18 protein-coding genes are annotated in these 25,685 nt (G+C 63.7%); 12 read left to right on the top strand and 6 right to left on the bottom strand.

What is annotated here, in order from left to right:
• Positions 1 to 2: 2 nt before the first annotated feature.
• From ACYAS9_RS15765 to ACYAS9_RS15745, 5 genes are all read right to left on the bottom strand, one after another.
• The gene (locus tag ACYAS9_RS15765; RefSeq protein WP_459748113.1) at positions 3 to 1,073 is read right to left on the bottom strand and encodes an ABC transporter permease; all 1,071 of its coding nucleotides are present in this window, start codon (positions 1,071 to 1,073) and stop codon (positions 3 to 5) included.
• On the bottom strand, positions 1,066 to 2,649 hold the full coding sequence (locus ACYAS9_RS15760) for an ABC transporter substrate-binding protein (protein ID WP_463569204.1): 1,584 nt from the start codon (positions 2,647 to 2,649) through the stop codon (positions 1,066 to 1,068). Before ACYAS9_RS15760 ends, ACYAS9_RS15765 begins: the two co-directional genes overlap by 8 nt.
• 147 nt (positions 2,650 to 2,796) lie before the next feature.
• The gene (locus ACYAS9_RS15755) at positions 2,797 to 3,987 is read right to left on the bottom strand and encodes an LLM class flavin-dependent oxidoreductase (RefSeq protein ID WP_463569203.1); all 1,191 of its coding nucleotides are present in this window, start codon (positions 3,985 to 3,987) and stop codon (positions 2,797 to 2,799) included.
• A 30-nt stretch (positions 3,988 to 4,017) separates the two neighbouring features.
• Positions 4,018 to 4,749, bottom strand: coding sequence for a class II aldolase/adducin family protein (locus ACYAS9_RS15750; protein WP_463569202.1), 732 nt, complete (start codon positions 4,747 to 4,749; stop codon positions 4,018 to 4,020).
• Positions 4,750 to 4,766: 17 nt separating this feature from the next.
• Positions 4,767 to 5,828, bottom strand: a complete 1,062-nt coding sequence (locus ACYAS9_RS15745) for an ABC transporter substrate-binding protein (protein WP_463569201.1) — start codon at positions 5,826 to 5,828, stop codon at positions 4,767 to 4,769.
• A 446-nt stretch (positions 5,829 to 6,274) separates the two neighbouring features.
• Between ACYAS9_RS15745 and ACYAS9_RS15740 the strand changes: the two genes are divergently transcribed.
• The 9 genes from ACYAS9_RS15740 (at position 6,275) to metC (ending at position 21,356) form a co-directional block, all read left to right on the top strand.
• Positions 6,275 to 7,525 carry an acyl-CoA dehydrogenase family protein gene (locus ACYAS9_RS15740; protein WP_463569200.1) on the top strand — a complete coding sequence of 417 codons (1,251 nt, stop codon included), beginning with the start codon at positions 6,275 to 6,277 and terminating at the stop codon, positions 7,523 to 7,525.
• Between the two features lie 192 nt (positions 7,526 to 7,717).
• The gene (locus ACYAS9_RS15735; protein ID WP_463569199.1) at positions 7,718 to 9,499 is read left to right on the top strand and encodes an ABC transporter ATP-binding protein; all 1,782 of its coding nucleotides are present in this window, start codon (positions 7,718 to 7,720) and stop codon (positions 9,497 to 9,499) included.
• A complete protein-coding gene (locus ACYAS9_RS15730) occupies positions 9,492 to 11,375 on the top strand; it encodes an ABC transporter ATP-binding protein (RefSeq protein ID WP_463569198.1) in 1,884 nt (627 codons plus the stop codon). The genes ACYAS9_RS15735 and ACYAS9_RS15730 overlap by 8 nt, the downstream gene beginning before the upstream one ends.
• Before the next feature lie 212 nt (positions 11,376 to 11,587).
• Positions 11,588 to 12,763 (top strand): LLM class flavin-dependent oxidoreductase, encoded by a 1,176-nt coding sequence (locus tag ACYAS9_RS15725; RefSeq protein ID WP_463569197.1) that lies wholly within the window; start codon positions 11,588 to 11,590, stop codon positions 12,761 to 12,763.
• Complete coding sequence (locus tag ACYAS9_RS15720; protein ID WP_463569196.1) at positions 12,760 to 13,812, top strand: ABC transporter substrate-binding protein; 1,053 nt, start codon at positions 12,760 to 12,762, stop codon at positions 13,810 to 13,812. Before ACYAS9_RS15725 ends, ACYAS9_RS15720 begins: the two co-directional genes overlap by 4 nt.
• A gap of 29 nt (positions 13,813 to 13,841) precedes the next feature.
• Positions 13,842 to 14,900: an ABC transporter substrate-binding protein gene (locus ACYAS9_RS15715; RefSeq protein ID WP_463569195.1), complete on the top strand. Its 1,059-nt coding sequence runs from the start codon at positions 13,842 to 13,844 to the stop codon at positions 14,898 to 14,900.
• 324 nt (positions 14,901 to 15,224) lie between these two features.
• Positions 15,225 to 17,480: a TonB-dependent receptor gene (locus tag ACYAS9_RS15710; protein WP_463569194.1), complete on the top strand. Its 2,256-nt coding sequence runs from the start codon at positions 15,225 to 15,227 to the stop codon at positions 17,478 to 17,480.
• Between the two features lie 78 nt (positions 17,481 to 17,558).
• Positions 17,559 to 20,033 carry a TonB-dependent receptor plug domain-containing protein gene (locus ACYAS9_RS15705; RefSeq protein ID WP_463569193.1) on the top strand — a complete coding sequence of 825 codons (2,475 nt, stop codon included), beginning with the start codon at positions 17,559 to 17,561 and terminating at the stop codon, positions 20,031 to 20,033.
• A gap of 150 nt (positions 20,034 to 20,183) precedes the next feature.
• Positions 20,184 to 21,356 carry a cystathionine beta-lyase gene (gene metC / locus ACYAS9_RS15700; protein ID WP_463569192.1) on the top strand — a complete coding sequence of 391 codons (1,173 nt, stop codon included), beginning with the start codon at positions 20,184 to 20,186 and terminating at the stop codon, positions 21,354 to 21,356.
• Between the two features lie 5 nt (positions 21,357 to 21,361).
• Here metC and ACYAS9_RS15695 read toward each other — a convergent pair whose 3' ends face one another.
• Positions 21,362 to 22,228 (bottom strand): phospholipase C/P1 nuclease family protein, encoded by an 867-nt coding sequence (locus tag ACYAS9_RS15695; protein WP_463569191.1) that lies wholly within the window; start codon positions 22,226 to 22,228, stop codon positions 21,362 to 21,364.
• Positions 22,229 to 22,340: 112 nt separating this feature from the next.
• Here ACYAS9_RS15695 and ACYAS9_RS15690 point away from each other — a divergent pair, with 112 nt between their 5' ends.
• From ACYAS9_RS15690 to dxs, 3 genes are all read left to right on the top strand, one after another.
• Complete coding sequence (locus ACYAS9_RS15690; RefSeq protein WP_463569190.1) at positions 22,341 to 22,583, top strand: exodeoxyribonuclease VII small subunit; 243 nt, start codon at positions 22,341 to 22,343, stop codon at positions 22,581 to 22,583.
• Positions 22,580 to 23,467 carry a polyprenyl synthetase family protein gene (locus tag ACYAS9_RS15685; RefSeq protein ID WP_463569189.1) on the top strand — a complete coding sequence of 296 codons (888 nt, stop codon included), beginning with the start codon at positions 22,580 to 22,582 and terminating at the stop codon, positions 23,465 to 23,467. The genes ACYAS9_RS15690 and ACYAS9_RS15685 overlap by 4 nt, the downstream gene beginning before the upstream one ends.
• A gap of 292 nt (positions 23,468 to 23,759) precedes the next feature.
• On the top strand, positions 23,760 to 25,661 hold the full coding sequence (gene dxs, locus ACYAS9_RS15680) for a 1-deoxy-D-xylulose-5-phosphate synthase (protein ID WP_463569188.1): 1,902 nt from the start codon (positions 23,760 to 23,762) through the stop codon (positions 25,659 to 25,661).
• The last annotated feature ends 24 nt before the right edge of the window (positions 25,662 to 25,685 follow it).

The following is a 25,685-nucleotide window of genomic DNA, read 5'->3' as shown; positions in this document are numbered from 1 at the left end:
CCTCATCCGGCCTGGCGGGCCGGCGTGCGCCGCCACCACGGGCGGATACCACGGCGGTTGCGGTTGATCATGCGCACCTTGCGGGCGGTGCGCAGTTTCGGGGTCAGCAAGACAGTCAGCAGGTCAGCCAGCAGGTTGACCAGTACCACGCCCAGCGTGGTGACCAGCACGGCGGCCTGAATCAGTGGCAGGTCGCGCATCTGGATCGCCGAGTTCAGCGTGGTGCCGATGCCGGGATAACTGAAAATCACCTCGGCCAGCAGCGCACCGCCGATCAGCGTGCGCATCGTCAGCGCCACGCCCTGAATCGCCGGAATCAGCGCGTTGGGCAGCGTGTGCAGCCAGACAATCCGCCGCTCCGGCACACCCCGCAGGCGCGCGGCGATCACATAGTCCGACTCCAGCGCCTCGATCATCGAGGCGCGCACCATGCGCGTCAGGTACGGCAGTGCCGACAGCGACAGCGCCACGATCGGCAGCACCAGAAAACGCAGTTGTTCGAGCAGGCCCTTGTCCGGGTCGAGAATCGAAACCGCCGGCAGCCAGTCGATGTGCGGCATGGAAAACAGCAGCACCAGACCAATCGCCAGCAAAAAGCTCGGCGTGGCCTTGAGAAAGATCAGCAGCGACAGCGCCCAGCGATCAATGCGGCTGTCACGGCGCAACGCCAGGGCCACGCCCAGTGCCAGCGCCAGCGGCACGGCGGTCAGCAGCACGCCGAGGATCAGCGCCAGAGTATTGCCGAAACGGCCGAACAGAATGCTGCTGACCGCCGCGTTCGAGTCCAGCGAGGTGCCGAGGTCGCCACTCAGGGTCTTGAGCAGCCAGTGCCCGTATTGCAAGAGAATCGGCTGGTCCAAGCCCAGTTGCTGGCGCAGGGTCAGCACGCTTTCGAGCGGCGCGTCGGGGCCGAGAATCACCCGCGCCGGGTCCGAGGGCAGCGCCTGGGTGGCGATGAACACCACCAGGCTGATGACCCAGGCGGTCAGCAGGCCATAACCGAGCCGGCCGAAGAACCACGACAACCAGGCCGGGGCCTGAAAGCGGGAATGACGGTGTGCGTGTCTAGACATTGTTCAACCACAGGCTGTCGAAGCGCCACGAGGCGAAGGTGGTCTGCTCCGGGGTCAGGCCGCCGACCCTGGCCGTGGCGGCGTCGAGGATATCGGCGAAGCCCCAGATCAAAAGCGAGCCGCGCTCGTGCTGGATGCGCTGGGCTTCGTGGACCAGCACCTTGCGCTTTTCCAGGTCCGGCTGCGCCAGCGCTTCAAGAAACAGCGCATCGAAGCGCGGGTCGTGGAAGTTGCTGCGGTTGTAGATCGCGGTCGGCGCCTCGTTGTGCAGCGCGGTAGCAAGAAAGCCACGGGCCGGGGTCGAGGCCGGCGACATGACCCAGTTGTCGCGTTGCGGGCCGTTGAACACCGAGTTGTCGACCTGAGTGACCTTGATCTCGACCCCGGCTTTCTTGGCCTGCTGGGCAAACACCAGCGCCGCGTTGGCGGTGCCGCCGGGCGGCGTGGTGAATTCGACCTTGAGGTTCTCGTGGCCGGCTTCGCGCAGCAACGCCTTGGCGCGTTCCAGGTCGTAACCGCGCTGGGCGATGGCGTGGTTGAAAGTTGGGTCGTGCGGTGAATACAGGTCGTTACCGATGCGGCCAAAACCGTTGAGCGCACGCGCTACCAGTTCTTCGCGGTCAGCCAGCAGGCGGAAGGCTTCACGCACTTTCGGGTCGTCGAACGGGGCCTTGGCCACGTTGAGGTTGAAGCCGCTGAACGAGGTGGTCGGCGAGGCATACAGCTTCAGGCGCGAGTCGGCCTTGATGGTCGCGGTGTGCTCGGCAGTGACGCCGCTGGCGACATCGATCTGGCCGGCGCGCAGGGCCGCCAGACGCGACACCTGGTCCTTGAATTCGATGATTTCCAGCTCGTCGGCATACGGCTGGCCGGGTTTGTAGTAGTTCTCGAAACGGGTGTACAGCGAGCGCTGGCCGGGAATGAAGCTTTTCAGCTTGTAGGGGCCGGCGCCTACCACATTGCTGATCGGGTCGTAGTCGGTGGGCACGATGCCGCCGAAGCTGATCAGGGTTTCGTCCAGCGGGAAGAAGCTCTGGCCTTGCTTGAAGCGAATCTCGATCGTGCGGTCGTCGAGCTTGCGCAGCGCCTGACGGTCGATGGCGCCGACCAGCCCTGCGTACGGCGAAGCCAGCTTGGGATCGGTGAAACGCAGGATCGAGAACAGCATGTCCTCGGAGGTGATGGTCTTGCCGTGGTGAAATTCCAGGCCCTGTTTGAGGCGAATGGTCCAGGCGCTGGCGTCGGCATTCGGTTCGGCGAACTCGGCCAGGGCCAGGCGCGTGCTGACGTCCGGGTTCCATTCCCAGAATTTGCTGTACAGCGCCCAGCCACGAATGATCCCGCCGCCCACCGGCTTGTGCGCATCGAGGTTACCGGCCTGATCACCATCGATGATGCCGACCCGCAGACGACCGCCACGCACCGGCGTCAGTAACGCACCGGCCGCACTGGCACCGGCTTGCGCGGTGGCTTTGGCGCTGTTGTCGCAACCGCCCAGCAGGCCGCCCAATAGCAGGCCGCCACCGACCGCCAGACTGTTGCCGAGAAAGGTACGGCGGGGAAATTCGTGACTCATGCTGACTCCATCTTTTTTGCCTGGCACCACTCCCGCAGGAGCGAGCGCAGAGCTCGCGAATGCTGCGGCACAGACGCAACAGATATGCCGGTTTAACGGGCCCTTTCGCGAGCTTTACGCTCGCTCCTACGGGTTTTTTGTTTTTTCTCAGGCCGGGACCGGGGCCTCGGCGACACGCTTGGCAACGCCCAGCGACGGCACGTCGAAGCCGTGGTCCAGGTCCAGCAACGGCAGCAGCAGGTCGGCGACGCGGTGGGCTTCGTCGATCAGCGGAAAGCCGGAGAGGATGAACGCCGAGGTGCCCTGGCTTTCGTATTCGCGAATCCGCTCGGCGACCTGTTCGGCGCTGCCGACCAGATAGGTGCCGGCCGCCGGACCCAGAATGTTGAAGCCGAACAGGCTCGGGCCGACCCAGACGTTGGGGTAGATCTCCAGATCGCGGGCCTTGGGCAGTTTGCCGCTGCGCAGGGTCTCGATATTGCGCTGGATCTGCGGGTCGTCACTGTGGAAGGTTTCCAGGGTTTCGCCCGGCGGCAACTGCCGCTGCACGGCATTCAGTGCGGTTTGCAGCGAGGTGCGTTGCAGCAGTTTTTCGGCGTGCGCCCAGGCCTCCTCTTCGGTCTCGCGGACGATGATTTGCAGGCGCGTACCGAAGGTCAGCTCGCGGCCGATCTTCGCCGCTTCCGCCGCCACGCGACGGAATTTCTCGCCCAGTTTCGGCGGGGTGTTGGCAAAGCTCAGGTACACATCGAGCAACTGCACCGAATGCGCCACGCCAGGACCCGAGGTGCCGGCGCCCCACAGCGGGATGCCCGGCTTTTGCAACGGCGCATGCCAGCCGCCCAATGGATGACCAGCGGCGGCCGCCGGGCGCGGCGCGAGGTTGACGTACTTGCCGTCGTAGCCCTGGGTTTCGCCGGCATAAATGCTCTTGAACGCCTTCCAGTATTCGAGGCTGAAGTCATAACGCTCGTCGTGCGGGTAATGCACGCCCAGCGTCGCCAGGCCCGCGTCATTGCCGTTGACCACGTTGAACAGCAAGCGACCGTTGGAGAACTGATCGAAGGTCAGCGCCCACTTGGCCAACACCGCAGGCGACAGCTCGCCGGGGTGTTGCGCCACCAGAAAGCGCAGGCGCTTGGTGGCGTCGATCAGCGAGGCGGCAACCGCCAGGCTTTCGTTGGGGCTCGACCCCAGCAACGAGCCGTAGTAACCCAGGCGGTCGCTGGCCACGGCCAGTTGCTTGAGGTGTTCGAAATCGGTGTGCCAGCGCCCTTCGGGCTCCCACGGGTACGGCCCGTCGGGGGTGGTGAGGTACCAGAGAATTTTCACGGCCATGGTTGCAGTCCTTGTAATACGCGCAGTCGATCAGTCGCGGCGGTCGATGGCCGGTACCAGGTTCAGGGCAGTGGCTTGTTCGAACAGGCCGCTCATCTTCCATTGCTGGGTCAGCACGCCAGGACCGAAGGCACGCGAGCCGCCGATGGCTTCGGCGAGCAACTGGATCTGCGCGCCCTCTTCCAGCAACACGATGAATTCGGCCAGGTCGCGCAGGCCTTTCTTGCCCCACACGGTGGCGCCGCCGTTGGCTTCGAGGATCGCCGGGGTGAAGGGGTTTTTCGCAAGGCTGTCGATGATGAAGTCGACTTCCTGCTGGCGACGGTCGACGTACACCGGCAGTTCGCGCGCCAGCTGGAAGCGCTGCACCGGCACATAGTTGAACGGCAGGGTGCGCTGGGTTTGCGCCCAGGCGCCGAGGTACGGCGAGTGCACGTGAGAAATGGTGGTGACGTCGGCGTGTTGCTGGAACAGCTTGGTGTAGCGCCCCGGACCGCCGCGACCCTTGCCGTGAATCACGTTGCCGTCAAAGTCGGTGACCGTGGCGGTCAGCGGCTTGCGGTAGTTCCACGGGCCTGGGTAGTTGACCGACACCAGCAGCTCGGTGCCCGGAATGCGCTCGATAAAGCCCACCGTGCCATTAGCGGTGATGGTGTTGGTTTCGCGGAACACGGTGAACGCCTGCTCGGCTTCCAGGATCACGTTGTCGACGAAGGCGTGTTGTTCAGCGGTGAGGCTGCGTTCAGCGGTAGCAGTGGTCATGTGCAAATTCTCCGGAGTCAGGCGCGGCGCTTGGCCAACAGTTCATGGGCGGCGTTGAGAGGGGCGTGATCGACCCAGCCGGCAATGTCGAAGTCGCGTTCGAGAAAGCCGTGCAGGTGCAGGAATTTTTTCTGTACGTCGAGAAATGCCAGGCGCTGGGCCGAGAGGTCCGGCGCCAGGGTGGTGTGGAAGTCGCCGCGATAGGCTTGAGCCACACCGGCGCTGCCGGCCTTGGTTTCTTCTTCGAGAATGCGGTTGAGCGCCTCGCGGTTGCCGGCGGCCCATTCGGCGGCGCGCAGGGTTTGCGCCAGAAAGCGCACCACCACATCGAAGTGATTGTCGAGCAGGCTTTGATGCACGGTGATCGGCCGTGGCGTGCCGTTGTTGATGCGGTAGCGCGGATCGGTAATCTGGTCCAGGTCGATACCGACGACAAGGCCCAGACGCTGCGCGGCATCGGCCGCCGAGGCGCCTTTGACATACACCGCATCGACTTCGCCGCGCACCAGGTAATCCAGGCCCGACCACAGGCGTTGCAGGCCCAGTTGCGGGGTGGCGGCATCGCCTTGCGATTGCAGCGCGACCTCGACCAGCTCGACATCGTCGAAGCTCAAACCGGCCAGCGACAGCGCGCCCTTGTAGCCGTGCAGGCTCATGGCGCGGGCGATGCTGCCCGGACGGTTCTCGCCCCAGGCCGGCAAGGCCAGGCGCTTGCCTTTGAGGTCTTGCGCGCTGCGGATGCCGGAGTCGGGACGGACCAGAATGGTTTGCCACTCTTCGATCCAGGTCAGGCCGATCAGCCGGCTCGGCGCTCCGGCAGCGCGAGCCGCCAGAGCCGGGACGTTGCCGCCTTCGCGAAACAGGCCGGGCAGGTCGTGATCGTAGTGATGACGGCCCAGTTGTCTGGCTTCTTGCAGGGTCGAAACCGGCAGGCCATCGGCGGCGAATTCTTCGCCCAGCCAGCCAAGTTGGTACGCCAGCCCCGAGGCGGTCGGCACCGGGCAGCGGGTGAACCAGATTTGCTCCAGCGCGTCGGCCTGGCCGGGCGCCGTGTTGGGCAGCGTTGCAGCGTGAGTCATGGAAAGCTCCAGGTGTTCGGTCGGGGCCAGGATGGCTGGCCTATGACTGTGCTAACGCAACGCTCATGCCAAATATTCAAACCCTTGATTTATAAGGATAAAAACAAAAACGGTGCTTACAAGGCAGGGTGAATTGCTGATCTGCCAGCAACGCTGCAGCGCGACTGCTGGCAGATCAGCAATCGCTTGCCGCGGAGTGCTGCTCCAGCAACACCCCTCTTGCAGAAAACCTCACCCCCGCCCTGAAAGCCGCGAAACAGAAGGCTCGGCGCGCCGCACGGAACACTGGCGCAGAACTTGCTCAACCCCCTGCAGGACTGGCTTTAGCCGGGAACGGTTGCGCCGCCATTCGCGGCTAAAGCCGCTCCTACGGGCATTGCATTTAATAACCGGTACGACCGCAAACGGTTGCCGGGACATTCCAGAATCAGCAAGAAGGTGAAGTCATGAGTACGGCCCACAACAATCCGCCCATCGAACAATTGGCCCAGCGCCTGCACAGCGAAGCGCAGGCCATTGCTACTGCCAAAGAGGTCGCCGTGGAAATCGCCCGGCTGGCGGCGGACCCGGCCAATAACAACACCCTGCCGTGGCGTCAGGCCGAGCTGCTGTCGCAAAGCGGCCTGACCGCGATTGGCGTGCCGAAAGAGTTCGGCGGCCTGGGCGCGTCGGTGCAGACCATCGTTGAAACCGTGCGCCTGATTTCGGTGGCCGACGGCGGCGTCGGTCAGTTGTTGCAGATTCATAACGTGATGCTGCGCGGCATTTTCACCGGCTACAGCGAGGCGGTGCGCGACCGGCTGATCAGCGACGTATTGGCCGGCAAACGCTTTGGCAATGCGCTGGCGGAAGTCGGCGGCAAGAATAAGTTTGCTCTTAAAACCCGGGTCGAGCGCCGGGAAGACGGCAAGCTGGTGCTCAACGGCAGCAAGTTCTACTCCACCGGCTCTTACCTGGCCGAATGGATCTCGCTGACCGCCGCCAGCGACACCGGTGGCGCCGGCGTACTGCTCAACCGCAACACACCCGGCCTGACCCTGGTCGACGACTGGGAAGCGTTCGGCCAGAACAACTCGGTCAGCGGCACGGTGATCTTCGACAATATCGAGCTGGACGAAGACTACATTGCCCGCCGCGAAGGCCCGATGAAGCGCACCGGCCTGACCTTCCCGCAGATTCTGCACGCGGCCATCGACACCGGTATCGCCTCCGGTGCCCTGACGGCTGCCGTCGAGTACCTGAAACACAACGCCCGGCCGTGGGTGGAAAGCAACGTCGAGCGCGCCAATGAAGAGCCGCACATCATCAAGCAGATCGGCGAATACGCCGTGGCCCTGCGCGCCGCCGAGTCCTTGCTGCGCGAAGCGGCGCAGGTGTTCGACCGGCACAACCTCGACCCGGACAACAAGGAGCTGCAAGACGAACTGATTCTGTCGGTGGCCACGGCGCGGGCGCATTCGGACGGCGCGTCGCTGAAGATCTCGAGCGACATTTTCTCGTTGCTGGGCGCCAGCTCGACCTTGAGCAAATGGAACCTGGACCGCTTCTGGCGCAACGCGCGGGTGCACACCACCCACGACCCGATCCGCTGGCGCCTGCACCACGTGGGCAACTACTACCTGAACGGCATCGATCCAGGCGAATACACCGCCATCCTCAACGCCAAGCAGGCCGAAGGCGCCAGCCGCAAATCCTGAGCCAACCACCATACCTGTGGGAGGGGGCTCTGCCCGCGATGACTGAGGAACAGGCGCTGCAAATGTGCAGGTTTCAATGGCCCTGTCGCGGGCAGAGCCCCCTCCCACAATGATCGAGTTGTCTTGCCGATCGGTATGGCTCCTATGCGGCATCTGTTGCGCCATTTCCATCGAACACCTTGAGTTTTTCATGTGATCAACAAACACCCACTGCTGCGCAGCCTGGCCATCTACCGTGAAATGCCATGGCGTTTCGGGCTGACCGCTGCGTTGTTCATTTGCGTCAACATAGGCCTGGTCTGGCAGCAATGGCTGGTCGGCCATGCCATCAACGATGTCAACGCCGGGCGCGCCGTGGTGCACCTCGACGACGGCAGTTTCAACGATTCGCTGGCCTGGCACTGGCTGTGGCTGATCGTCGGTGTCGCGCTGGCGCGCGGTGTCGTGCAATACGCCGCCGGGGTGCTGGCGCTGGTGCTCAGCCAGGAACTGCTGACGCGCCTGCGCGAGCGCATTCTGGCCCAGGTGCAGAACCTGCACCTGGGCTATCACTGGCAGCACGGCATGGGCGAGATGATCACCCGTACCACGCGCGACGCCGACAAGGTTCGCGATGCGCTGATCAACTTCTGGCGGCAGGTGCTCGACACCCCGCTGGTGGTGCTGGCGGCGGTGGGCCTGCTGAGCTGGTACGACCCGCTGCTGGGCCTGGTGCCGTTGTTGCTGACGCTGGTGGGGCTGGGGATTTTCGTCTTGCAGACCGAACACCTGGTCAGCCTCGACCGCGCCGTGGGCGCCGCTTACGACCGGGTCAATCAGGACCTGAGCGAGGGCATCAGCGGCGTGCGGGTGATCAAGTCGTTTGCGCTGGAACAGCGGCGCATCGACAGCTTCGCCCATCAGGTCACCGCGTTTACCGTGCACGCGCGTCAGGCGCTGGCTTATGCCAGTTCGCGCATTCCGTTGCCGCAGGCGGTGGTCGCGCTCAGTCATGTGTGGATTCTGGTCTACGGCGCGCACCTGGTCAGCACCGGCCAGGTGAATGTCGGTGAGCTGGTCGCGGCCTTGTTGATCGTCACCACGCTGGTGTTTCGTATCGAAGGCATCGGCCGGGTGATGCAGACCTTCGCCGATGCCCGCTCCTCAGCCGAACGCATCTGGCAGTTGCTCGACGAGCAACCGGCGATCACCGGCGCCAGCGGTAGCCTGCCCGACAGCCCGCTGGGCCTGAAGCTTGAGCAGGTGGTGATCAAGGCGCCGGGCGGCGGGCGTTCAATCTTGCGCGACTGCTCGCTGACCCTGCACCCCGGCGAAATCGTCGCGCTGGTCGGCGCCACCGGCACTGGCAAGAGTTTGCTGGCCAGCCTGTTGCCGCGCCTGGTCGACGTCAATGAAGGCCGCGTGCTGGTCGGTTCCAGCGAAACCGGCTGGCAGGACGTGCGCGACCTGCAACTCGACCCGCTGCGCCAGCGGGTGCATGTGGTGCCGCAAGAGAGCTTTCTGTTTTCCGACACGCTGGCCGCCAACCTGCGCCTCGGCGCGCCGAACGCCAGCGACGACGAACTGCTGGAGGCGCTGCGCATGGCCTCGGCCGAGGATGTGCTGGAGCGCTTGCCGCAAGGCCTGCAAACCCCGCTGGGCGACAAGGGCGTGACGTTATCGGGCGGCCAGCGCCAGCGCCTGAACCTGGCCCGCGCCCTGCTCGCCCGCCCCGACATTCTGTGCCTGGACGATGCCACCAGCGCGCTGGACGCGATCAGCGAACGCCGCGTGCTGGACAACATCCGCCAGTTGCCGCACAGCCACGGGCGGGTCACGACGCTGCTGGTCATCTCCAGCAAGCTGTCGACCATTTTGCTGGCTGACCGGGTGTTGATGCTCGAAGGCGGACACATCGCCGACAGCGGCCGCCATGAAGAACTGCTGCACCGCAACCCGCATTACCGCGACCTGCTGGGGATCGAACATGGCTAAGCCATTGCGGGGCCAACAGGCCCTGAGCGACATCGAAATCGAAGAGTTGCTGGCCAAAAAAGCCCTGGACCGCAGCATGTTCAGCCGCCTGCTGCCGTTGCTGCGGCCAATCCGCACCTCGATCGCGCTGGTCATCGCCCTGGAGCTGTTGCTGGTGTTCACCGTGTTCCTGCGCCCGTGGTTCGTGCGTGAACTGCTCGATCGCGGGCTGATTCAGCAGGACGGCCAGTGGATCGCCGACATGATCCTGGTCGGCTGGCTGGGCGCAGGCCTGGCGCTCAGTTGGGTGGCGCGCTTTGCCCTGGCCGGGGTTTCGCAATACATCGCAGGCCACGCGGCCATCCGGGTGCTCAACGACTTGCGCGTGCGGGTGTTCGCCCATGTGCAGGCGCTGAGCGTCGGCTATTTCGACCGGACCAAGGCCGGGCGGATCATTTCCCGGGTCGACCGCGATGTCGACAGCCTTGAGCCGCTGGTGATCCAGGGCCCGCCGGAACTGCTCGGCGCGTTGCTGCGGTGCAGCGTGGCGGCGGTGATGCTGTGGCTGATTTCGCCGTTGTTTCTGCTCAGCCTGGCCGGTGCGGTGCCGCTGCTGTTTATCGCCACCTGGGCGTTCAAGCGCATCTCGCAGCGCAACTGGGCCACGGTGGCCGAGAACCGCAGCCGCTTTACCGCGCACCTGGTTGAAAGCGTTGGTGGTGCGCGCATGCTGCAACAGTGCGTGCGCCAGAAACCCAACCTGCGCCGTTACCGGCAACTGCTCGACGACTTCAACTGGTCGCTGATTCGCGGCAGCCTGCGCTCGGGCTGGTTCGCACCCTTCACCGCGCTGCTGGCCGCTGCGGCCATGGCCGTGCTGTTGCTGGTCGGCGCGCATGGCCTGGCGCACGGCAGCGTGACCGTCGGCCAGGTTGCCGAAAGCCTGTTCTACGTGATGCTGTTTCTGGGTCCGCTGCAAGAGCTGTCGGACCTGTTCGAGCGCTACGCCACCGGCTCTGCTTCGGCGCAGCGCATCTTCCTGCTGCTCGACACCGCGCCGCAGGTCACCGACCTGGCGCAGCCGCGCGCGCTGGGCAAGGCGCGTGGCCAGGTGACCTTCGAAGACGTGCGCTTTGCCTACAACCCCAACGCCGCACGACCGGTGATCAACCAGTTGAACCTGGTGATCGAGGCCGGCGAGGTGCTGGCGATCGTCGGCCCGTCCGGGCATGGCAAGAGCACGCTGGTGCAACTGCTGACGCGCTTCTACGACGTGCAGGGCGGCGCGGTGCGCCTCGATGGCCTGGATGTACGCGAGGTGGCCCAGCATGACTTGCGCCGTAATGTGGCGGTGGTGCTGCAAGACAACGTGCTGTTCAGCGGCAGCATCCTCGACAACCTGCGCATGGCCGCGCCGCACGCCGACGACGAGACATTGATCGCCGCGGCCCGTGAGCTGGGCGCCGACGAGGTGCTGGAACGCCTGCCGCATCAGTACCGGACCGAGGTCGGCCCGCTGGGCGCGCACCTCAGTCACGGTCAGCGGCAACTGGTTTGCCTGGTGCGTGCCTATCTGGCGGACCCAGTGGTGCTGGTACTCGATGAAGCCACCTCGGCGGTGGATGTGCATACCGAGCGGCGCATCCAGAAAGCCCTGCGCCGGCTGTGCCTGGGCCGCACGGCGATCATCATCGCCCACCGCCTGGCAACCATTCGCGATGCCGACCGCATCGCGGTGATCCGCGAAGGCCAACTGGTCGAACTCGGCCCGCACCGGCAACTGATCGAGCAGGACGGCCCGTACGCCATGCTCTATCGCACCTGGCAACGCAGCTCGGCCAGCTCGATCGATGAAATCGTCGCCACGCCGGCGGCCGAGGAATTGACCCCCGGCTGAACGCAAAAACCTTACATCGCACACGGCTGTGTGATCAGCAGCATTGCTGTCGCAGTGCTGCTCAGGAGGCAACAGGGATGAGAGACATGCACGAAATTGTTCATAAAACAGCGAAAACAATGCTTTTTTGCATATTAACCCCACCGTGGCATGGCGGTTGCTGCTGCTTGCACAAGCCGCGACGAATCGAGCGTTTCTAACCGAGAACCCCTATGAGCACTGAATTTTTCTGGCGTCTGCCATTGGGTACCGACGGCCCGCAACTGAGCACCGACAACCATAACCGCGGCAACCCGCGTCATCGTCCCGGCAATATCGCCCCCGGCCGGCTGGCCAATGGTTCGCCCGACGGTTTCGGCTATATCGACTACATCGCTCAGGTGGCCAAGGCCGCAGAATTGGTGGGCTTTGAGGGCGCGCTGCTGCCCACCGGCCCGGAACCGTGGATCGTCGCGGCGGCGCTGGCGCGCGAGACCCGGCGCATTCGTTTTCTGGTCGCCTTCCAGGCCACCTGGACCCTGCCCGCCTACGCCGCCCAGCAAGCCGCGATCCTGCAGAACCTGAGCAACGGGCGTCTGGACTGGAACATCATCACTGGCGGCAGTCCGGCCGGCCAGCGCGCCCAGGGCGACTTTCTCGAACATGACCTGCGTTACAAGCGCACCGGCGAATTTCTCGATGTGATCGACGGCCTGTGGCACAACGAGCGCTTCTCGTATGAAGGCGAAATCTATCGCCTGGAGAACGGTGGCCTGCCTCAGGGGCTGCAACACGAGCGCAAGCCGGGTGTGTATTTCTCCGGATTTTCGGATGCCGCACTGGACGTCGCGGCGCGCCACGCCGATGTCTATCTGAACTGGGCGGAGCCGGTGGACAAGCTGGCGCCGCACATCGAGCGGGTGCGCGAGCTGGCCGACCGTCAGGGGCGCAGCGTGCGTTTCGGTCTGCGTGTCGACCTGTTCGCCCGCGAGACCGAGGCGCTGGCCTGGTCCGACCTGCGCCGCCAGTTCGAACGTTTTCATACGCCCGGTGCAAAACCTGCGGCCGGCGGGCGCGGCTTATCTTCGAAGAGTGACTCGGTGGGCGGCGCGCGGCAGACGGCCTATCACCAGAACATCGACCGCTTCGAAGACCTGATCATCGGCCCGAACCTGTGGGCCGGTTTCGCCAAGGCCAAGCCCGGCCCGACGGTGGGCCTGGTCGGCAGCCACGAACAGATCGCCGAACGCCTGAGCGAATACCGCGACGCCGGCTTTTCGACCTTCATCCTGGCCGGCAACCCACACCTTGAAGAAGCCTTGCGCATCGGCCAGGAAGTCCTGCCGCTGGTGCAACAACAGCGCCCCGTTCATGCAACACCCGCCCACACAACAGGAGCCACGACATGAGCCTGCCCCTGGAGACACTCTGGTACACCCGCTGCCCGGTGCCCACCGGCCTTGGCCTGGCGGTGCAGAAAGGCTGGCTGAAAGAGGCGCTGGACCCGCTGGGCACCGCGCTGCAATCGATCCGCGAGTCCAGCGAACAAAGCGTGCGCGAGTCGCACTTCGATCACACCTTGCGCAATTCGGTGCGCCACGGCGGCAACATTCCGGCCATCTGGGCCCGCGCCCAAGGCCGCGAAACCCGCGTGATCGGCCTGTCGTGGGTCGATGAAGTGCAGTTGATCCTGACCCGTCCCGGCAGCGGCATCACCACGGTCAAAGACCTCAAGGGCCGGCGCTTCGGCCTGCCGCACTGGCGCAACGCGCAGATCGACTTCACCCGCGCCCAGGCCCTGCGCGGTCTGGAAAACGCACTCAAGCTTGAAGGCCTGGACGTGCGTGATGTCGAGCTGATCGACTATGTCCACGGTGGCACCTTCAGCGACACCCAGGCCCAGGCGGTGGACGGCACGCTGATCACCAGCCACCGCGCCGAAACCCGCAACGCCGAACTGGTCGGCCTGCTGCGCGGCGAGGTAGACGCGATCTTTCTCAAGGGCGCGCATGGCGCACAACTGGCGCATGATTTTTCGCTGGTCACGGTGATCGATACCGGCTCGCACCCCGAGCCGCTGATCCGCAGCAACAACGCCACACCGCGCACCTTGAGCGTCGACCAACACCTGCTGGACAATCATTTCGAGGTCGCCACCGGCATTCTCGATTCGGTGCTGCGCGCCGAAAGCTGGGCCCGGCAGCACCCGCAGGACACGCGACGTTTTCTCTCGTGGGAGGTCAACAGCAGCGAGTACTGGGTCACGGCCGCCTATGGCGAGGACGCGCACCTGCGCCTGGACACCGGGTTCAGCGAGCAGGCGATCGATGGCCTGCAAGACTTCACCGATTTCCTTCAGCGCTGGCAATTCATCGAGCAACGCTTCGATGTCCGCGACTGGATCGACACCCGTCCCCTGGATGCGCTGAGCCTTGCCCCTGGCACGTTGACCGGCTGATTCCTTTTAACGAACACGATCGGACTTTTATGAGCCAAGCACTCGAAACCCTCTGGTACACCCACAGCCCGGTGCCCACCGGGCTCGGCATCGCCGTACAGTCCGGCCGTCTGGCCGAGGCTTTTGCGCCTTACGGCACGAACATTCAGTCGCTGCGCGAATCCAGCGAGCGCGAGGTGCGCGAAGCCCACTACGACCATCACTTGCCCAACTCGGTCCGCCACGGCGGCAACATTCCGGCGATCTGGGCCTATTCCAGCGGCGTGCCGACGCACTTGCTGGGCCTGTCGTGGAGCGACGAGGTGCAGTTGATCCTGACCACCGTCGACAGCGGCGTGAAGACCATTCGCGACCTGAAGAACCGCCGCTTCGGCTTGCCGAAATGGGCCAACGTACAAATCGACTTCACCCGCGCCCAGGCCCTGCGCGGTCTGGAAAACGCCCTGCTGCTCGAAGGCCTGAGCGTCGCCGATGTCGAGCTGGTCGATTACCCGTATGGCGGCACCTACAGCGACGAGCGCAAGCACCATGTGTATGGATCGGAAGTCAGCCTTGATGTCGGCGTGATCCGCAAACGCAATAACGAACTGATCGGCCTGCTGCGTGGCGACATCGACGCGATCTTTCTCAAAGGCGCCCACGCCGCCCAACTGGCCAACGAATTCGGTCTGCACGTGGTGGTCGACACCGGCTCCCATCCCGACCCGCTGATCCGCTGCAACAACGGCACACCACGGGCGCTGACCGTGGACTCGCATCTGTTCGACAACCACTTCGATGCCTGCACGCGCATCGTCGATGTGGTGCTGCGCACCGAGCAGTGGGCCTGGGCGAATCCTGAAGAAACCCGCCGTTACCTGGCGCGTGAGCTGAACACCAGCGAGTACTGGGTGGCCGCCGCTTATGGCGAAGATGCACACCGCCGCTTGCGCACGACCCTGGACCGCCGCTCGATCGATGCGCTGCAGGATTTCACTGATTTCCTGTACCGCTGGAATTTCATTCCGCGGCATTTCAATGTCAATGACTGGGTGGATTTCAGCGTGCTGGAAAAGGTGATCGGCGCCACGTCGCGGCTGGCGGTGTAATCGCGATTGCACCGGATTCAACACCCCGCTGCTGCTCCAGAAGCAACCTATCAGCAGCGGGTGGCGATGCAGACGCAACGGCTAAATCCGGCTTGATCGACAGGACCGGCAAGGCGGCTCATGGACGCTTTAAAAGCCTGATCCTTTAATAAAAAATCCTTTAAATATCAATAGCTTGTAAATTAAAAAACATCGCCCTGAGCTTTTTAAGCATCTGGCATAAACCCTGCTATCTCCCCGTAGAACATCAAGCGCATCCAACTCTTAGAAGAATGCGCAGCCGCCATCACGGCGAGTCTTTCTTGCGTCTACGGGGATTTCATCATGTTGAAGATCAATCCGATCACCCAGGGCATCTGGCTGACCCTGGCCTTGAGCAGCGCCGGTACCGGTGCTGCCTGGGCCGCCGAGCCTGCCGGCACTAACGCCGACCAGGCGCCGGCCCTCAAGACCGTCACGGTCACCGCACAACGCCGCGAAGAAACCGTGCAGGAAATTCCTGCCGCGGTGTCGGTGGTCAACGGTTCGAGCATCACCGCCGACGGCGTGCGCTCGATGGGCGACATCACCACTTTCGTGCCGAACGCTGCGGCCAAGAACCCCGACGGTGACGGCCGCCCGCGCTGGTATATCCGTGGCCTGGGCACCGGCGACACCGGTGCGGCCACCGTGTACCCGGTGGGTATCTATGCCGATGACGTTTACCTGAACGCGCCGATCGCCGGCGGCGGTCCGCTGTTCGACCTGGAGCGCATTGAAATCCTGCGTGGCCCGCAAGGCACTCTGTACGGCAAGAACACCACGGCGGGCGCGGTGAATATCATCTCCAAGAAGCCCGGTTTCGACACCGACGGCTACGGCACCATCGGCTTTGGCAGCAAGAACGAACGCATTCTGAGCGGCGCGCTGGGTGGCGCGCTGGTGGATGAAAAACTCGCCGCCCGAGTGTCGCTGTATTCCGAAGAGCGCGACGGTTTCAGCAAGAACGTCACCGCCGACCAGACCTACGGCGACGTGAATAAAAAAGCCGCCCGCGTGCAGTTTCTCGCGCAGTTGAATGACAACCTCGACGCCCTGTGGAAAATCCACAGCCGCGAATACAAGGGCGATGGCAGCAACGGTTCGCTGCCGACCGGCACCTATTACAACGTTGGCTACCAGCGCCCCGAAGGCCGGCGCATCGAGCTGAACGTCAAGGAAAGCTCGCGCCTGGACCACGACGGCACCTCGCTGACCCTCAACTGGCACCTGGGCGATTACACCCTGACCTCGATCACCGCCTACGACAATATTCGCAGCAAGTCGGTGAGCGACGGCGACTACACCCGGTATGAAGTCAACGGCACCTCGCGCAGCGACAACGAATACCGCCAGTACTCGCAAGAGCTGCGCCTGGCCTCGCCGCAACAGGAACAACTGCGCTGGCTGGCCGGTGCGCATTACTTCCACGAAGACCTCGACAGTTCCGGCACGCGCAACATCGCGCCGGGCACAACACCCAACGGCACTGGCTCCAACCAGACCGGCGCCACGGTGTACCGCGACCTGAACTTCGACCACAGCACCGACAGCTATGCGCTGTTCGGTAACGTGGCGTTCGATGTGACCGACAATTTCACTGTCACCACCGGCCTGCGTTACACCCAGGAAAAGAAAGACATCGACCTGAACCTGACGCAGTTGACCCGCGCCAGTGCCGCCGGCCCGTTGATCCCGCTCGGCGCCGCCGGCAGCAACGGCAGCAGCGAACGCGACAAGACCTGGGACGCCTGGACCTACGATGTCACGCCGGAATACCGCATCAACGACAACGTGCGGGTATTCGCCCGTTATGCCCACGGCTTCCGTTCCGGCGGCTTCAACACCGGGCTGTCGACCAGCCTGGCGCAGTTGAGCACCGTCGACCCGGAAGAGCTGGACGCCTACGAACTGGGCCTGAAATCGGAGTGGCTCAAGGGCCGTCTGATCGCCAACGCCAACGTCTTCTACTACGACTATTCCGATATCCAGGTGAACCTGCTGACGGTCAACAACGGCATCCTCACCACCGCGCTGACCAACGGCGCCAAGGGCACGGTCAAGGGCGCGGAACTGGAGCTCGAAGGCCAGCCGACCGAGTACCTGCACCTGCGGGCGGCGCTGTCGTACCTGGACACCGAATACACCGACTTCAAGAACGTCAATCCAAGCACCGGCGCGGTCACCGGCGACTACAGCGGCAACAGCTTCGTGCGCTCGCCCAAATACGTGGTGTCGCTGGGCGGCGACTACACCATTCCGTTGCAGGTCGGCGGCAAGCTGGTGCTCGGCGGCGACGTGAGTTTCCGTGACAAGGAATACTTCCTGGCCGACCGCCAGAGCAGTGTCGACAAAGAGTTGAGCCAGCCGCATTACACCTTGGCCAATGCGCGCCTGACCTGGTTCAGCCCGGACGAAAAACTCAGCGTCACTGGCTTCGCCAACAACCTGACCAACCGCGAATACCAGGTGCATGGCCGCCCCAACGGCGCCGCCGGGCAGAACGTGATCGTCTACGGCGACCCGCGCACCGTCGGCATCAGCGCCACCCAGCGCTTCTAAAGCTTTTAAAAAAAGCAACGACGCGCCTGCGGTCACGGCATCGCAGGCGCCCGCCGTTTTATCTGCAAAGGACTCATCATGAATTTGCGTCTCAACCCACTGGCCGGTGCCATTGCACTGATTGCCAGCGGCCTCGCCTTGCCGGCGCTGGCTGCACAAACCCAGACACCGGCGGCCAGCGACAAGGGCGGCCAACTGGACACCGTGGTCGTGGTCGGCACCCGCCGCAGCGATATCACCGCGCTGGAAAGCGCAGCGCCTGTCGATGTCTTGTCTGGCGAGCAACTGCAAACCACCGGCGCCAGCGACCTGCAAACTGCGCTCACCGCGCTGTCGCCGTCGTTCAGTTTTCCGCAGTCGCCGCAAGGCGCGTTTGCCGGCTCCATCGCCCAGGGCGCTTCGTTGCGCGGGCTGGCCTCCGATCAGGTGCTGGTGCTGGTCAACGGCAAGCGCCGCCACAGCAGCGCCAACGTCACCCGCCAGGGCGTGGTCAACGCCCGTGGTGCGGCGGCCGTGGACTTGAGCCTGATTCCGCTGAGCGCCATCGAGCGCGTCGAGATCCTGCGTGACGGCGCCGCCGCGCAGTACGGCTCGGACGCGATTGCCGGGGTGATCAACATCGTGCTCAAGGAGCGCGACGACGGCGGCAACATCGGTTATCGCTTTGGCGGCTACAGCAAGGGCGACGGCCTGCAACGCAAGCTCAGCGGCTGGAAAGGCTTCGCCCTGCCCAACGACGGCTTCCTGACCCTGAGTTTCGATGCCGGCAGCCAGGACCCGGCCAACGACACCCGCGACGACAACCGGATCTTTTACGCAGGCTCCCCCAACATCAACACCGCGCGCGAGCAGAACAACGGCTACCGTAACTGGCGCTGGGGCTCGGGCAATGTCTCGGACCAGTACAACTTCATCGCCAACAGCGAAATCAGCCTGAGCGATTCGCTGACCGCCTACGGCTTTGCCAGCTACGGGCACAAGAACACTGATGCCGAAAGCTTCTACGATCCGCCCACCACCCTGAGCGCCAACTACGGCAGCGTGGCCCTGGCGCGTTTCCCGGACGGCCGTATCCCGATTACCCGTTACAACCTCGAAGACTACGCCGCCACCGGTGGCCTGCGTTACGAGAACGAGCAACTGGGCAAGTTCGACCTGGCGGTCAACTACGGCAACAACACCCTGGAATCGACCGACCGCAACGCGATCAACGCCAGCTACGGCGCGGCCAGCCCGTCGAAAATCTATACCGGCCAGCGCGAGATCGACCAGACCAACGTGACCCTCGACTGGGTGCGCGATTTCGACAACACGCTGTTCTACAAACCGCTGACCGTTTCTGCAGGCCTGGCGTGGCGCAAAGAGAACTACGAGCTGAGCGCAGGCCAGGCTGAGGGCTGGGCCAACGGGCCGCTGTTCAACAGTGTCGACCCGATCACCGGGCGGCGCATTCCGGGTTATTACTCGGGCATCACCCAGGTCGACGCCGCCTCGCTGGACCGCAAGGTCTTCGGCGGCTATGTCGATGTCGAAGCGCAGGTCACCGAGAAATTCCAGGCCGGCGTCGCGGTGCGCTCCGAGCACTATTCGGACTTTGGCGACACCACCAACGGCAAGCTGTCGCTGCGCTACGACTTCACCCCACAGATCGCCGCACGGGCCACCGCCAGCACCGGCTATCGCGCCCCGTCGCTGGTGCAAAGCGGCCTGTCGTCGTTCAGCGTGCAGGCGGTCGAGCAACCGGCCGGCAGCGGCAACTGGGTCGAAGTGCAGCAACGCCTGCTGCGCGCCGACAGCGCCGAAGCGCGCCTGCTGGGCGGTGCGGCACTCAAGCCTGAAGAGTCGACCAGCTTCTCGCTGGGCCTGGTCTGGCGGCCGCTGGAAAACGCCTCGGTCACGCTCGATGCCTACCGCATCGAAATCGACAACCGCATCACCCTGTCGGATCAGTTGACCAGCGCAGTGGTTGCGCCGATCTTCGCCGGCACCCAGTACAGCAACATCCAGAGCGCGGCGTTCTACACCAACGTGGCCGACACCCGCACCAACGGTATCGAGCTGACAGGTAACTACCGTCTGGACCTCAATCAATTCGGCAGCCTCAACCTGAGCGCCGGCTTCAGCCAGAACGACACCAAAATCACCGGCCTGCACGATGTCGGCAACATCAAGGGTTCGCAGATCGTGGGTCGCAATACGCAAGGCCTGATCGAGGAAGGCACACCGGAGAACAAGTTCACCCTCGGCGCCAACTGGCGCTACGGCAACTGGGGCCTGAACGTGGCGCAGCGCCGTTACGGCGAATGGAAGAACCGCAACGCGACCAACCCGGCGCTGGACCAGACCTTCAGCGCGCAATGGGTCACCGACCTGGATGTGTCGTACAGCTTTGCCAAGGGCGTGAAGCTCACCGTGGGCGCGATCAACCTGTTCGACAGCCACCCGGACAAGCTTGAAGGCGCGCAGTTGTATGGCGTGCCCAAGTACAGCATCACCTCGCCGGAAGGGGCTCAAGGCGCGTTTTACTACACGAGCGTGAGTTACGATTTCTGACCGGTCGTATAACTGACACAGCGCTCGTCGTAGGCGCTGCTTGAGCAGCGAAGGGCACAACACGGTGTGGTGCCCTTCCCGACTAAAGTCGGTCCTACAGATTTCAACGGGCTAACATGGCGGTCTATTCCCTATGCTGTGGAGCCTGCCATGCCCTTTTCCAACGATCCCCGCGCTGCCACCGCACTTACCCAACGCGGGCGCAGCGCGGCCAGCGGGCCGGGGTTGTCGGTCAACCCGCCGGTGGTGCGCATCAGCACCGTGCTGTTCGACAGCCTGGCCAGCCTGCGTGATGCCGAAGCGCAACGTGCGCAAAGCGAACGCTCGCTGACCTATGCAGCCAACGGCAATCCCACCGCCTTTGCCCTCGAAGACCTGGTCAACGAACTGGAAGGTGCGCACGGCACCTGCCTGTACCCCACCGGCCTGAATGCGGTGGCTCAGGTGTTCCAGGCGTTTCTGCGCCCCGGCCAGCATGTACTGATCACCGACGCGGTGTACGCGCCGGTACGGCGTCTGGCGCGCACGCTGCTGACGGCGTTCAATATCGAATTCGATTACTACGCCGCCGACGGCAGCAACATCGAAGCACTGATCAAACCCAACACCCGGATGATCTACGCCGAAGTGCCCGGCTCGCAGACTTTCGCCATGTGCGACCTGCCCGCCCTGGCAAAAATCTGCAAGGCCCGCGACCTGCTGCTGGCGGTGGATAACTCCTGGGCATCGGGCGTGCTGTTCAAGCCGCTGGCACTGGGCGCCGATATTTCCTTGATGGCGCTGACCAAATACGTGGCCGGGCATTCGGACGTGATGATGGGCAGCGTCAGCACCACCGAGGCGCATTTCAGCACCCTGAAAACCCTGCAGATCGCGATGGGCAGCACCGTCAGCCCCGACGATGCCTATCTGGTGTTGCGCGGCGCCCGCAGCCTGAGCGCGCGCCTGGCAATGCACGAACAGCACGCGCTGCGCATCGCGCAATGGCTACAGGCTCAACCGCAAGTGGCGAAGGTCATGCACCCGGCGCTGCCCGAACATCCGGGGCATGAGATCTGGAAGCGTGATTTTCATGGCTGCAACGGCTTGCTCAGCTTCGAATTTGCAAGCGATGAGCCGGGCACCACCGACCGCTTTGTCAGCGCCTTGCAGTTGTTTGGCATCGGTTATTCATGGGGCGGCTATGAAAGCCTGGTGAGCGAGGTCGGCGTGTTTACCGAAGGCCGCGCACGGCAGGTGCTGCGCCTGCAAGTCGGACTGGAAAACCCGGATGACTTGCTGGCTGATTTGCAGGCGGGATTTGCCGCGATCGAGAAGCCATAACGGCCCTACGGCTCCAGACGCCTGGCGATGTAGGCCAGCACGCGCACCGAGTCCAGCAGCGTTTGCCGGTATTGATACTCGAAGAACGCCTCCAGCTCGGCTTCGCTTTTGCAATCGGGCTGGACCGGGCCGCGGGCGAAAAGGCAAGGGCCATATTCGCCCCAGCCCTTGGCCGCCTCTTCAGGGTCACGGGCGGGCCAGACCCAGTAGTTTTGCCATGTGTTTTCGTGCGTTTCAGTGCCGGACGGTCTTTGCCCGATCGCGCGCAGGGTCGACTCGGCAGCGTTGTTGAGCAACGCGTGCAAATAAGCGGGATCGGTCGCGGTATCAGCGTTCAATTGATGACACTCAGCCAGGCTCAGGCTGAAGGTGGCCAGGCTTTCGCTACGCCTGAAACTGTCGAAGGCATCCGCAGCGCCTGCCACATGGAAGATCGGCACGACATGGGCCGGCACGCTCATGTCCTGGATGTAGTGCAGGACCCGGCCGGCCTGCTCATACACCTCGGTGATGTCTGGATGCTTTTGCCTGAGCAGTTGCTCCAGCGCCTCGACGCGCAGGGCGAAGATGGCGTCGATGTTGCGGTCGATGAACCCGAGCGGTTGCAGCTTGCCGTCACGGTTGTAAAAGTGCCAGTGGGTGAGCCGCTGCCAGCCGGTCAGCGCACTGGTGTCCTCGGCATCGGTACCGGCGGCCAATGCCGCACCGGCTTCGGGAAGCAGACTGGCGCAGCTGCTCCAGGCCTCGACCGCTTGCCGGGTGTAGTCACGGTGCAGATCGGGATCGAAGGCCTGAGCAGCGTCCATGAGCATGAACAGCAGGCACGCCACGCCAGCCTTGGGCATAAAACGCTTGAACGAACCTTCAGACATGCAGACAACCTCCTTGGCAAGGCTTGCACTATTACACTAATGACCGGGCATTTGCCCCGATGGCGCGGCTCTGCTAGTGTCGCCCGGTTCAATCTCTACCGGAATTGCCCTAATGGCCCGCAAGAAAGCTGCACTGGATTTCGAACAGTCACTCGCCGATCTGCAAACTCTGGTAGAGCGTCTGGAAAACGGTGAATTGTCACTGGAAGACTCGTTGACGGCCTTCGAGCAAGGCGTACGCCTGACCCGCGACTGCCAGAGCGCCCTGGCCCAGGCCGAGCAAAAGGTCCAGGTATTGCTCGAGCGCGACGGTGAACTGGCCGAGGTACCTTTCGAAGCGGACCAGCCCGAATGATCGCGACCTATCAAGCCCTTTGCCAACGCCGTGTCGACACGGCGCTGGAGCCGCTGTTTCAAGCACCTGCCCCGGAACTGGACCGCGTGTATGCGGCCATGCGCTACAGCGTGATGAACGGCGGCAAGCGGGTGCGTCCGCTGCTGGCCTACGCCGCCTGCGAAGCCTTGGGCGGTACGGCCGAAGATGCCAATGGCGCGGCCTGCGCGGTGGAGTTGATCCACGCCTACTCGCTGGTTCACGACGATCTGCCGGCCATGGACGACGACGATTTGCGCCGTGGCCAGCCGACCACGCACAAAGCCTTCGACGAAGCCTGTGCAATTCTTGCCGGTGACGGCCTGCAAAGCCTGGCATTCACTGCGCTTACCGATTCACGCCTGAACACTCGCGATGCCGAAACCCGCTTGCAGATGGTCCAGACCCTGGCCCACGCCGCAGGCCCTGCCGGCATGGTCGGCGGTCAGGCCATCGACCTGGGTTCGGTGGGCCTCAAGCTGGATCAGGCGGCGCTGGAAAACATGCACCGGCACAAGACCGGCGCGCTGATCGAAGCCAGCGTGCGCCTCGGCGCACTGGCCAGCGGTCGTAGTGATGCCGTGCAACTGCAGGCCTTGCAGGTTTACGCCCGCGCTGTCGGCCTGGCGTTTCAGGTGCAGGATGACATTCTCGATGTCGAAAGCGACACCGCAACCCTGGGCAAACGCCAGGGCGCCGACATTGCCCGCGACAAACCGACCTACCCTGCCTTGCTCGGGCTGGAAGCGGCCAAGGCCTATGCCCTGCAATTGCGTGACCAGGCCCTTGAAGCCCTGCGGCCATTCGACGCAGCCGCCGAGCCTTTGCGGCTGCTGGCGCGCTATATCGTCGAGCGGCGCAACTGATTCAAGCCATATGTCGCGACGGGGCGAATCATTACAGATTTGCCGCGTCGAAGCTTTCAGACCCGACAGGGTGCCTTTAAAAACGTAGGCGAGGCAGCCAGCGCAAGGCAAAAACAGGCGAGAAAGCGGAGTTTACGGGTTGTAAATGAGCATTTTGAGCCTGTTTTTAACGCAGCGATGGCAACGCAGGTAGTTTTTAGAGGCGCCCGAAATTCCACCACGACGCACTTCATGGGCAGCCTGCAACGCATAGGGTAAACTGCCGCGTCCTCTACCTATAACGATCCGCCTGATGCCCAAGACGTTCAAAGAGATCCCCCGCGAGCGCCCCGTCACGTCGTTGCTCGATCGTGCCGATACACCCGACGCATTGCGCCGCCTGGGTGAAGCCGAGCTGGAAACCCTGGCCGATGAACTGCGCCTTGAACTGCTTTACAGCGTAGGCCAGACCGGCGGCCACTTCGGCGCAGGCCTGGGCGTCATCGAGCTGACCATTGCCCTGCATTACGTGTTCGACACCCCCGATGACCGCCTGGTCTGGGATGTCGGCCATCAGGCCTATCCGCACAAGATCCTGACCGGTCGCCGCCAGCGCATGCTCAGCCTGCGCCAGAAGGACGGCATCGCCGCCTTTCCGCGCCGCAGCGAGAGCGAGTACGACACCTTTGGCGTCGGCCACTCCAGCACCTCGATCAGCGCCGCACTGGGCATGGCACTTGCCGCCCGCCAGCAAGGTATCGAGCGCAAGTCCATCGCCGTGATCGGTGACGGCGCGCTGACCGCCGGCATGGCCTTCGAGGCGCTGAACCACGCGCCGGAAGTCAACGCCGACATGCTGGTGATCCTCAACGACAACGATATGTCGATCTCGCGCAATGTCGGTGGCCTGTCCAACTACCTGGCCAAGATTCTTTCCAGCCGCACCTACACCAGCATGCGCGAAGGCAGCAAGAAAGTGCTGTCGCGCCTGCCCGGCGCCTGGGAAATTGCCCGGCGCACCGAGGAATATGCCAAGGGCATGCTGGTGCCCGGCACGCTGTTCGAAGAACTGGGCTGGAACTACATCGGCCCTATCGACGGCCATGACCTGCCGACCCTGATCGCCACGCTGCGCAACATGCGCGACCTCAAGGGTCCGCAGTTCCTGCATGTGGTGACCAAGAAAGGCAAAGGCTTTGCACCCGCTGAAGTCGACCCGATCGGTTACCACGCGATCACCAAGCTCGACCCGCTCGACGCGCCGGCCGCTGCGCCGAAAAAAGTCGCCGGGCCCAAGTATTCCGGCGTATTCGGCCAGTGGATCTGCGACATGGCCGCCCAGGATTCCCGCCTGATCGGCATCACTCCGGCCATGAAGGAAGGCTCGGACCTGGTGGCGTTCAGCGAGCGCTTCGCGTCGCGCTACTTCGATGTGGCCATTGCCGAGCAGCATGCAGTGACCCTGGCGGCCGGCATGGCTTGCGAAGGCAGCAAGCCGGTGGTGGCGATCTACTCGACCTTCCTGCAACGCGGCTATGACCAACTGGTGCATGACGTTGCCGTGCAAAACCTCGACGTCCTGTTCGCCATCGACCGCGCAGGCTTGGTCGGCGAAGACGGCCCGACTCACGCCGGCAGCTTCGATTTGTCTTACCTGCGCTGCATCCCCGGCATGCTGATCATGACGCCGAGCGATGAAAACGAACTGCGCAAGATGCTCAGTACCGGCTACCTGCACACCGGCCCCGCGGCCGTGCGCTACCCGCGCGGCAACGGCCCGAACGCAACGATCGAGGCCAGCCTGGAACCGATCGAGATCGGCAAGGGCGTGATTCGCCGCCAAGGTCAGGGCGTGGCCATTCTGGTGTTCGGCGTGCAACTGACCGAAGCGCTGCAGGTCGGCGAAACGCTGGATGCCACGGTGATCGACATGCGCTTTGTCAAACCGCTGGACGAAGCGCTGGTGCGTGAAGCCGCAGCCGGCCACGAGTTGCTGGTCACGCTCGAAGAAAACTCGATCATGGGCGGCGCAGGTTCAGCCGTCAGCGAGTTTCTGGCCAAGGCCAATATCCTCAAGTCGGTCCTGCACCTGGGACTGCCGGATGTCTATGTCGAACACGCCAAGCCGGCACAGATGCTGGCCGAATGCGGGCTGGATGTGGCAGGGATCGAGGCAGCGATTCGGGAGCGGTTGGCGGTGATGAGCCAATCCTGAAGCTGATCGGTTAGAAGCCAGAAG

It is taken from the genome of Pseudomonas sp. HP_08, from assembly GCF_055284095.1.
This window is presented reverse-complemented; position numbering and strand designations above follow the sequence as displayed.